This window comes from Pseudomonas sp. P4_B3 (genome assembly GCF_056402295.1).
The window spans coordinates 276,973-287,291 of sequence record NZ_JBFUHR010000010.1 but is presented as its reverse complement, the minus strand read 5'-3'; the positions used below and the strand labels follow the sequence as shown (position 1 = coordinate 287,291).

At 55.9% G+C, this 10,319-nt stretch carries 4 protein-coding genes, 2 tRNA genes and 4 rRNA genes; 6 read left to right on the top strand and 4 right to left on the bottom strand.

Annotation, left to right across the window (positions count from 1 at the left end; genetic code table 11):
- The 6 genes from AC1DWG_RS14340 to rrf (AC1DWG_RS14315) all read left to right on the top strand — a co-directional run.
- A 16S ribosomal RNA gene (locus tag AC1DWG_RS14340) occupies positions 1-185 on the top strand; the annotation flags it as partial.
- A gap of 122 nt (positions 186-307) precedes the next feature.
- Positions 308-384 (top strand) — tRNA-Ile (locus AC1DWG_RS14335).
- 10 nt (positions 385-394) lie between these two features.
- A tRNA-Ala gene (locus AC1DWG_RS14330) sits at positions 395-470 on the top strand.
- A gap of 233 nt (positions 471-703) precedes the next feature.
- Positions 704-3,597 (top strand): 23S ribosomal RNA (locus tag AC1DWG_RS14325).
- Positions 3,598-3,755: 158 nt separating this feature from the next.
- Positions 3,756-3,871, top strand: a 5S ribosomal RNA gene (rrf, locus tag AC1DWG_RS14320).
- Positions 3,872-3,979: 108 nt separating this feature from the next.
- A 5S ribosomal RNA gene (rrf, locus tag AC1DWG_RS14315) occupies positions 3,980-4,095 on the top strand.
- A 105-nt stretch (positions 4,096-4,200) separates the two neighbouring features.
- Here rrf (AC1DWG_RS14315) and AC1DWG_RS14310 read toward each other — a convergent pair.
- Genes AC1DWG_RS14310 through AC1DWG_RS14295 form a run of 4 tightly spaced genes read right to left on the bottom strand, consistent with a single transcriptional unit; the run spans position 4,201 to position 9,818 of the window.
- Complete coding sequence (locus tag AC1DWG_RS14310) at positions 4,201-4,668, bottom strand: SRPBCC family protein (protein ID WP_477763711.1); 468 nt, start codon at positions 4,666-4,668, stop codon at positions 4,201-4,203.
- Positions 4,669-4,691: 23 nt separating this feature from the next.
- Positions 4,692-8,102 (bottom strand): non-ribosomal peptide synthetase, encoded by a 3,411-nt coding sequence (locus AC1DWG_RS14305; RefSeq protein WP_477787930.1) that lies wholly within the window; start codon positions 8,100-8,102, stop codon positions 4,692-4,694.
- Between the two features lie 13 nt (positions 8,103-8,115).
- On the bottom strand, positions 8,116-9,045 hold the full coding sequence (locus AC1DWG_RS14300) for a diiron oxygenase (protein ID WP_477763713.1): 930 nt from the start codon (positions 9,043-9,045) through the stop codon (positions 8,116-8,118).
- Positions 9,042-9,818: a DUF3050 domain-containing protein gene (locus tag AC1DWG_RS14295; RefSeq protein WP_477755375.1), complete on the bottom strand. Its 777-nt coding sequence runs from the start codon at positions 9,816-9,818 to the stop codon at positions 9,042-9,044. The genes AC1DWG_RS14300 and AC1DWG_RS14295 overlap by 4 nt, the downstream gene beginning before the upstream one ends.
- Positions 9,819-10,319: the final 501 nt, after the last annotated feature.

The window sequence follows — 10,319 nt, the reverse complement described above, 5'->3', positions numbered from 1 at the left end:
TCAGAATGTCGCGGTGAATACGTTCCCGGGCCTTGTACACACCGCCCGTCACACCATGGGAGTGGGTTGCACCAGAAGTAGCTAGTCTAACCTTCGGGAGGACGGTTACCACGGTGTGATTCATGACTGGGGTGAAGTCGTAACAAGGTAGCCGTAGGGGAACCTGCGGCTGGATCACCTCCTTAATCGACGACTCAGCTGCTCCATGAGCTCCCACACGAATTGCTTGATTCATTGAAGAAGACGATAGAAGCAGCTTTAAGCTCCAAGCTGATAGCTCCAAGCTAACAGTTACGCGCTCGAAATTGGGTCTGTAGCTCAGTTGGTTAGAGCGCACCCCTGATAAGGGTGAGGTCGGCAGTTCGAATCTGCCCAGACCCACCAATTTTGTTATGGGGCCATAGCTCAGCTGGGAGAGCGCCTGCCTTGCACGCAGGAGGTCAACGGTTCGATCCCGTTTGGCTCCACCATATAACTGCTTCTGAAAGTTTAGAAATGAGTATTCCGATGTGAATATTGATTTCTAGTCTTTTGATTAGATCGTTCTTTAAAAATTTGGGTATGTGATAGAAAGATAGACTGAACGTTACTTTCACTGGTAACGGATCAGGCTAAGGTAAAATTTGTGAGTTGCTCTWTGAGCAAGTGCGAATTTTCGGCGAATGTCGTCTTCACAGTATAACCAGATTGCTTGGGGTTATATGGTCAAGTGAAGAAGCGCATACGGTGGATGCCTTGGCAGTCAGAGGCGATGAAAGACGTGGTAGCCTGCGAAAAGCTTCGGGGAGTCGGCAAACAGACTTTGATCCGGAGATGTCTGAATGGGGGAACCCAGCCATCATAAGATGGTTATCTTGTACTGAATACATAGGTGCAAGAGGCGAACCAGGGGAACTGAAACATCTAAGTACCCTGAGGAAAAGAAATCAACCGAGATTCCCTTAGTAGTGGCGAGCGAACGGGGACTAGCCCTTAAGTGGCTTTGAGATTAGCGGAACGCTCTGGAAAGTGCGGCCATAGTGGGTGATAGCCCTGTACGCGAAAATCTCTTGGTCATGAAATCGAGTAGGACGGAGCACGAGAAACTTTGTCTGAATATGGGGGGACCATCCTCCAAGGCTAAATACTACTGACTGACCGATAGTGAACTAGTACCGTGAGGGAAAGGCGAAAAGAACCCCGGAGAGGGGAGTGAAATAGATCCTGAAACCGTATGCGTACAAGCAGTGGGAGCCCACTTTGTTGGGTGACTGCGTACCTTTTGTATAATGGGTCAGCGACTTATTTTCAGTGGCGAGCTTAACCGAATAGGGGAGGCGTAGCGAAAGCGAGTCTTAATAGGGCGTCTAGTCGCTGGGAATAGACCCGAAACCGGGCGATCTATCCATGGGCAGGTTGAAGGTTAGGTAACACTGACTGGAGGACCGAACCGACTACCGTTGAAAAGTTAGCGGATGACCTGTGGATCGGAGTGAAAGGCTAATCAAGCTCGGAGATAGCTGGTTCTCCTCGAAAGCTATTTAGGTAGCGCCTCATGTATCACTGTAGGGGGTAGAGCACTGTTTCGGCTAGGGGGTCATCCCGACTTACCAAACCGATGCAAACTCCGAATACCTACAAGTGCCGAGCATGGGAGACACACGGCGGGTGCTAACGTCCGTCGTGAAAAGGGAAACAACCCAGACCGTCAGCTAAGGTCCCAAAGTTATGGTTAAGTGGGAAACGATGTGGGAAGGCTTAGACAGCTAGGAGGTTGGCTTAGAAGCAGCCACCCTTTAAAGAAAGCGTAATAGCTCACTAGTCGAGTCGGCCTGCGCGGAAGATGTAACGGGGCTCAAACCATACACCGAAGCTACGGGTATCAYCTTCGGGTGATGCGGTAGAGGAGCGTTCTGTAAGCCTGTGAAGGTGAGTTGAGAAGCTTGCTGGAGGTATCAGAAGTGCGAATGCTGACATGAGTAACGACAATGGGTGTGAAAAACACCCACGCCGAAAGACCAAGGTTTCCTGCGCAACGTTAATCGACGCAGGGTTAGTCGGTCCCTAAGGCGAGGCTGAAAAGCGTAGTCGATGGAAAACAGGTTAATATTCCTGTACTTCTGGTTATTGCGATGGAGGGACGGAGAAGGCTAGGCCAGCTTGGCGTTGGTTGTCCAAGTTTAAGGTGGTAGGCTGGAATCTTAGGTAAATCCGGGATTCCAAGGCCGAGAGCTGATGACGAGTTACCCTTTGGGTGACGAAGTGGTTGATGCCATGCTTCCAAGAAAAGCTTCTAAGCTTCAGGTAACCAGGAACCGTACCCCAAACCGACACAGGTGGTTGGGTAGAGAATACCAAGGCGCTTGAGAGAACTCGGGTGAAGGAACTAGGCAAAATGGCACCGTAACTTCGGGAGAAGGTGCGCCGGTGAGGGTGAAGGACTTGCTCCGTAAGCCCACGCCGGTCGAAGATACCAGGCCGCTGCGACTGTTTATTAAAAACACAGCACTCTGCAAACACGAAAGTGGACGTATAGGGTGTGACGCCTGCCCGGTGCCGGAAGGTTAATTGATGGGGTTAGCTAACGCGAAGCTCTTGATCGAAGCCCCGGTAAACGGCGGCCGTAACTATAACGGTCCTAAGGTAGCGAAATTCCTTGTCGGGTAAGTTCCGACCTGCACGAATGGCGTAACGATGGCGGCGCTGTCTCCACCCGAGACTCAGTGAAATTGAAATCGCTGTGAAGATGCAGTGTATCCGCGGCTAGACGGAAAGACCCCGTGAACCTTTACTATAGCTTTGCACTGGACTTTGAATTTGCTTGTGTAGGATAGGTGGGAGGCTTTGAAGCGTGGACGCCAGTTCGCGTGGAGCCAACCTTGAAATACCACCCTGGCAACTTTGAGGTTCTAACTCAGGTCCGTTATCCGGATCGAGGACAGTGTATGGTGGGTAGTTTGACTGGGGCGGTCTCCTCCTAAAGAGTAACGGAGGAGTACGAAGGTGCGCTCAGACCGGTCGGAAATCGGTCGTAGAGTATAAAGGCAAAAGCGCGCTTGACTGCGAGACAGACACGTCGAGCAGGTACGAAAGTAGGTCTTAGTGATCCGGTGGTTCTGTATGGAAGGGCCATCGCTCAACGGATAAAAGGTACTCCGGGGATAACAGGCTGATACCGCCCAAGAGTTCATATCGACGGCGGTGTTTGGCACCTCGATGTCGGCTCATCACATCCTGGGGCTGAAGCCGGTCCCAAGGGTATGGCTGTTCGCCATTTAAAGTGGTACGCGAGCTGGGTTTAGAACGTCGTGAGACAGTTCGGTCCCTATCTGCCGTGGACGTTTGAGATTTGAGAGGGGCTGCTCCTAGTACGAGAGGACCGGAGTGGACGAACCTCTGGTGTTCCGGTTGTCACGCCAGTGGCATTGCCGGGTAGCTATGTTCGGAAAAGATAACCGCTGAAAGCATCTAAGCGGGAAACTTGCCTCAAGATGAGATCTCACTGGGACCTTGAGTCCCCTGAAGGGCCGTCGAAGACTACGACGTTGATAGGTTGGGTGTGTAAGCGCTGTGAGGCGTTGAGCTAACCAATACTAATTGCCCGTGAGGCTTGACCATATAACACCCAAGCAATTTGACTACTCGAAAGAGCATCAGATTGCGGTGTGTGAAGACGAAAATGAACCGAAAGTTCGACGCTCACAAAACACCGAAAGCTATCACATACCCAATTTGCTGAAGCGAGGCCATCTGGTCACGACTCAGTACCCGAATTTCTTGACGACCATAGAGCATTGGAACCACCTGATCCCATCCCGAACTCAGCAGTGAAACGATGCATCGCCGATGGTAGTGTGGGGTTTCCCCATGTGAGAGTAGGTCATCGTCAAGATTAAATTCCGAAACCCCTATCTGCGCATGCAGGTAGGGGTTTTGTTTTAGTAGAAGTCACCAATTTTCACTGGCGCGTTGGAGTTTTAACGGGCTGGTCACAGAATTTCTTGACGACCATAGAGCATTGGAACCACCTGATCCCATCCCGAACTCAGAAGTGAAACGATGCATCGCCGATGGTAGTGTGGGGTTTCCCCATGTGAGAGTAGGTCATCGTCAAGATCGAATTCCGAAACCCCTGTCTGCTAACGCAGACAGGGGTTTCGTCGTTTCAGGGGTACTGAAAAGCCCGTTGCGGAGCCTCTCCACAACGGGCTTTTTCACGTCTTACGCAAACAGTTTCAGTACATTGTTCATCGCATCATCGGCAAAACCCTGTACGAAATCCTTGAATGCCGGCAGTACCTCGGCGCCACCCTGTGCCGGGTCGGCAATGATGGTCCAGGTTGCTCGGGACTTGCCCGCATACAGTGGTTCAACACTCATCGCTGCCCACAGATTGGCCACACCCAGGGTGTTGTAGAGGGTGGTCCAGGTCATGTGCCGTGCCTGGTCGTCCCGAGAGTTGAGTTGTTCGACCACCAGGTTGCCGTCCTTGAAAAACTTTTTACGAAGCGATGACACGCCTTCACCGGTCATTTCGATGTGCGACAGTGCCGGGATGAAGCGATCGAAGCGGGCAAAGTTACCGACTACGGCCCATACCTGCGCAGCGTCGGCGGGAACGTCCACCGAGGACACCACGTGGCAGCCTTGAGGGTTTTTGATCAGTGTATCGGGTTGCAGAGTACTCATGGTTTTGCTCCGTTGGGGTTGAGTCAGATGAAGTTGATTTCTTTGAGGTAGTCGCAGCCGCGACGCAGCAGCGCCGGGGACTTTTGCGGGTAGTGCGCACCCATCAGCCGAACGCCGGCCTGGGCGTTGTCGTGCCCGATCATCGAGATGTCGCCGATGTCCTCCTCAAAGCCGTTGAGGTAGAACCCCAGCACGCCGAACAACGCGTTGTCGCTGTCGACCCGACCCAGTTGCTGTTGCCAGTCGGCGACGCTGACCATCGCGAACTCACGCCCTGCCTCGCGGAAGGACGCCACGTAGTTGTCCCAGCTCAGGGGCTCGGGGTTGTGCAGGTTGAACACAGCCTGTTCCGGTTGATAACGACTGGCGTGGAAGGCGATGAATCGGGCGAGAAAGTCCACCGGCATCAGGTCGAAGTTCAAGGCGAATTCCGGCACCTGGCCAAGCTGGATCGAGCCCTTGAGCATCAGCATCAGGCGGTTCTTGTGCGGCTGGCACACACCCGTGAGGCTGTTGAAGCTGATGTTGCCGGGACGGTAGAGATTGACCCGAACCCCAAGCCCCCGCGCCCGTTCGAGGATTCGCTCGCCGACCCATTTGGACAGGTTGTAGCCGTTCTTGATGTAGATGGGTGGTGTCGGGGCGGCTGGCAACTCAAGCACTCGGCCTTCGGCGGATATCGTGCTGGAGGCTGAGAGCGTCGAGACGAAATTGAAGATTTTTTTGCTGCGCCCTTCGCACAGGCGCAAACATTCGAAAATCGGCTCGACGTTGTCCCGCGCCAGCGACTCGTAATCGAGGACGTGATTGACGTTGGCCGCGTTGTGCACCAGTGCGCCAAATTCTCGATCCAGTCGCTGGTAAGCCTCGGGCGCCAAACCGAGTTGCGGCCGCGTTATGTCCGCCGCGTAAACCCTCACCCGGCTCATCTCCAGATGCTCCAGACGGTTCTCCCGCAGCGCCTGGGCAAAGCGTTCGTCCGCCGATTGCCCATTGCCGTCACGAACCAGGCAGGCGACTTCGCTGGCCCCCCAGGCCAGCAACGCCTCGACGATATGTACACCGACAAAACTGTTGGCGCCGGTGACGATCACCTTGTGCACATCGCCCATGCGGCTGATGGGCAACGGCTGAATATCCAGTTCGCGGAAGGCATCGCGCAGGGCCTGTTCGCTCAGTACCTCTTCACTGCCGGAGCCGCGCACCAGAGTCGCCAGTTTGGTGATGGTGGGCAGTTCGATAAAGCGGTTGATCGATATGCTGCGCCCGAATTCCTCGCGCAGTCGCAGGAGCATGCGCGACAGCAGGATCGAGTGCCCGCCCAGATTGAAGAAGCTTTCGTCGGTGGAAATGTCGCTCGCCGGCAGCTCCAGCAACTTGGCCCAGATGTCCAGCAGCAGGGCCTCATCGGCGTTGACGGGCAGGCGCCGTGAAGGGTTATCGGTGACGCTCACGGGCAGATCCAGCAACGCCTTGCGGTCGACCTTGCCATTGCTGGCGTAAGGCATGCTTGCCAGCTCGGTCCATGCAACGGGGTGCATGTAGTCCGGCAGGTGCTGTGTCGCGTGGGCCTTCAACGCTTGGCGAGCGGTGCCGGGGAGGTCTTCCTGAGGTTGGGCAAGGAAGGCCAGAATCCGTCGCTGGCTATCGATGACCACGGCAACCTGGCGGTACAACTGGCTGTCGCGCAGACAGCGCTCAATCTCTTCCGGCTCGACCCTGAAGCCGCGAATCTTCACCTGATTATCACGCCGACCGCAGAGTTCGATCCCATCAGCCGTCCACTTCGCCATGTCCCCGGTGCGATAGACGCGCAGGGTCCGGCCGTCAGGCAAGTTCAGGTCCAGATAGCGCTCGGCGGTTTGCTGCGGGTTGTTCAGGTAACCCAGGCACACACCCGGGCCGGCGATGTACAACTCACCGACGGTCTGTTCGGCCACCGGTTGAAAGTCATCATCGAGAATCAACACCTGGCTGTTGGCGATCGGCGCACCCAGCGAGCGGTTGTTGTCGCCCGCCTGGAGCCGCCGCGCGGTAATCAGCACCGTGGCTTCGGTCGGCCCGTAGAGGTTGTAGAGCTTGCCCTGACGGCTCAGTTGCTCGATGACCCACGGCTCGCAGACATCGCCGCCGGTCATCACATGATCCAGGCACTGCAACTGCTCCAGTGGCAGGATGCTCAACAAGGCGGGCGGTAAAAAGGCGTGGGACAGTTGTCGATGACGAATCAGTTCCACAAGTTGCAGCGGATCGCGGCGTTGGTCATCACCGGGCACGATCAGCTCGGCGCCTTGTAACAAGGTCGGGAAGATGTCGATCAGCGATGAGTCGAAACTCAACGAAGAAAACTGCAACACCCGGCTCTGTCCGGTCAACTGCATATAGTCGGCGTACCAGTGGGTGAAGTGCGCGAGGTTGGCCTGGCTGAGCAGCACGCCCTTCGGATGGCCGGTGGTGCCCGAGGTGTAGAGCGCCACGCAGGGTGCATCGAGGTCGGGGCGTTGGCGCATCAACGGTTGAGTGAGGTCTGCGTCATAGACGTCGATACTGCTGATGTCCAGCCCTGGCATCTCGCTCGCCAAGGGATGCTCGCCGTCATGCAGCAACAACACCGCGCCGGCGTTCGACAGGATGTACTGCTGACGCTGCATCGGATGGCTCGGCTCCAGCGGCAAGTACACCGCGCCACTGCCCAGGATCGCCAGGATTCCCGCATACAGCGCACTGCATTTGGGCAGGCAGATTCCGATGACTACCGGGCCTTGATGCTGATCCAGCAGCGGTCGCAAACGTTGTTCGATGGCGCGGCTATGGGCGTGTAGCTGGCGATACTCGAGGGTATTGCCAGCGATGCTCAAGGCCGGGTGGTCGGCGCTCTGGATGAATTGTTGTTCCAGCCTTTCGATCATCGGCGTTTGCGCCAGTTGCTGCAGCCGTGGGTCGGCGGTGCCATTGAGGCGATGCACGAACGCAAGGCTGTCCAGGAACCGCAGGCTCTCGATGCGCTCGAAGCGGGCGGGTACGGCGGGTACGGCATGTCGAAAATAGTCGGCATCGCGCGAGTAGCGGCTGACCAGCAGCGCCACGTGGTCAACCAGTGCTGTCATCGCCTGCATACGCAAAACCTGACCGTTACCCGACGGTTCATCGGCAATGGGTACACGGGTCAGCAGCGTTGAGCCGTGGCAGCACAACACGTCCAGCGATGGCAGACCGGAGGCCTGTGGCAGGCCGAGACCCAATTGCAATGTCAGTCGTTGCGCATCCCCGATGTACTGAAACGGTGTGCCATCGTCGATCAGCAGATCAGCCTGTCCAGGCATATCGTCGAGCGCGCAGATCCGCGTCAGTGAGTGACCGTGTTGTTCGAGTTCCAGCGCCAGGTCGGTCAGGGCCTGGCTTTTTCCGGTGAGCAAAATGTCGAGACGTCTCATGATGGGCTCCTCGTCAAACCAGATAGTCGCTGAGGGCGGTTTGTACGCACGGCGAATCGAGCAGCGAACTGCTGTGGAAAAACCGCACAATGTTGGCCACCAGCGGGTGATGGCGATTGATCGGGAAGGCCATTGCCGACACTTCGCTCTTGAGTGCGTGACGCGCCGCGTCGTTGATCTGCAGTGCGTCGATCAATCGGAAGTCGAAGGATTTCTGGATGTCGTTGGTCAGGTAATGGCCAATGAATACCGGCAGGATCTGCGCGATGTACTGGCGGTCATCTGCACTTGCGGTATGCCAGTAGATGCGTACCAGTCGCGCCCAAAAACCGGAGTGACGGCCCTCGTCCAGCAGGTGATCGGCCATCAGGCCCTTGATCGATTGCTTGACCGTGTCGTCCTTGGCGAACGCAGCGACATCACCGGTCACGGTGTTTTCGGCGATGGCCACGCAGATCAGCTCTACAGCGCTGCGCAGGTGCTCCGGTGCTAGCGCCACGGCCGCCGGTATCGCCCGGCTCAGCTCGATCTCATCCGGCAATTCAATGGGGGGGATGCCGGTCAACGCGATGGTCTGTTGCATGAAATCCATCGCCACCAGTGCGTGGTAATCCTCGTCCACCACGACCGTCATGGCGTCGTAGCGGCAGGCGAACGGGAACTCGAACGCGAAGCGATTCTTGGCGATGCTGCGGGCGGTTTTGTCGACGATCTCGGTTTCGAAAATCACCACATCGTTGATGAACTTGTAGAGCGTCTGCACCAGGGCGAAGTCGCGCTGTTCCGGGCATTCGCGCAGAAAGGTTTCGCTCAGCACCAGCGGTTGGCGGCTCAAGGGGTAGATCAGTTTGTCGTCGTTCTCCAGAACGCGGCGCGGGCGAGTGCGGATGGTCGCGCGACTTTCCCAGGCGTCGGCGAAGGATTGGTAGTCGGCGGCGTTCATGCGCTCACCTCCGTGACGGATTCGTTCATGCTCAGGCGCAACCCGTCCCACAGGGCGATACGACTTTCCACGGCAGCGATGGCGCTGGCGTACACGTCTTCCTGCCGTTGCGGGTCGCTATCGACCAATCGCGACAGGAGCTTTTCCGCTGCCGGGCCGTGGTCCTCGGAGTCGACTTCTATGTGTCGTTCGAGGTAGTAACGGAAGGTCGGCGCCTGCTCGATGCCGATGCCCCAATCGTCGAGGATGCGCTGGAACATCCGCGGGATAACGCTCTCGCGACCGTGCAGAAACGCCGCCGCCACACTGTGACCCGGCGCATGCAGTGCTGTGTGTAGCGTATGGCGAACGAAATTTGCGGCCGCCGGATCGACGTTGACGCTCTGCAAGGCCACGTCGTAGCTCACGCCTTCTTGCTGCAGGGTCACGAAGCGTTCGATGGCAACGGTGCAGGCGCCGACCTCGCGCATTGCATCCAGGTACAACTCGAAGTGGCTGTAATGACCTTGGGCCGGGCGGTCATCCGACTCCTCACCCAGCACGATCTCGTTGATCAACCGCGCTGCCTGGGGATCCTGTGGCGGCAACCAGGGCAGTTGCACGCAAGTCAGCTCCTGTTGCAGGCGCTTGGTCAGCGACATGAAGTCCCATACGGCAAACACGTGGGTTTCCATGAAGCGTCGCAGGACCGCAAGCGAATGTATTTCAGAGAAAATCGGATGTTCGCTAAGTTCGGATTTTTTTTGAAGCAGACGTTCTTTAGTTGGTTTCATGGATGAGCCTGTAAGTGATCTGAGGTGAGAAGTAATCAAGCACTGAAGTTCGCTGGAAGTTTTCTCCTGGCGAACGGGTACCTCAAACGAATTGATCTTTTTCAGTGCTATAGATGCCGAGTAACCAAGGCATTGCTGTCACTTGTGGCTGGCGGCGAAGAAAAACTAATACACATATAAAGTGTTGATCAAGTTGTTTTGCTATTATTTTAATATTCAACTTTTTGAAAGATGACAAGTTCCAATAAAACTTTTTATATTGGTTTTATTTGAGCGTAGTTACTCCTTCCAATCTATATAAGTCAGAATTGAATAAAGAGTGAATGCCTCACTCGAAGTAACTTTTTATCGGGCGTCGTTGGGGGTGTCTGAGGGGGTGGAAGCAGGTCGCGAGTGATGCCGATCCTTCCGTTCCCGTAATGAGGCTCCTTCCTTCGCTTCTTGGGGCGGGGGCTACGCCATTCGCACGGCGAGTCCCCCGTTTTATTTTGTCTTGGTTAC

What these genes read in the sequence shown, in the direction of transcription:
- AC1DWG_RS14300 (WP_477763713.1), bottom strand. Translation starts at nt 9,045, where the DNA reads ATGAACGCCGCCGACTACCAATCCTTCGCCGACGCCTGGGAAAGTCGC.
- AC1DWG_RS14310 (WP_477763711.1), bottom strand. Translation starts at nt 4,668, where the DNA reads ATGAGTACTCTGCAACCCGATACACTGATCAAAAACCCTCAAGGCTGC.
- AC1DWG_RS14295 (WP_477755375.1), bottom strand. Translation starts at nt 9,818, where the DNA reads ATGAAACCAACTAAAGAACGTCTGCTTCAAAAAAAATCCGAACTTAGC.
- AC1DWG_RS14305 (WP_477787930.1), bottom strand. Translation starts at nt 8,102, where the DNA reads ATGAGACGTCTCGACATTTTGCTCACCGGAAAAAGCCAGGCCCTGACC.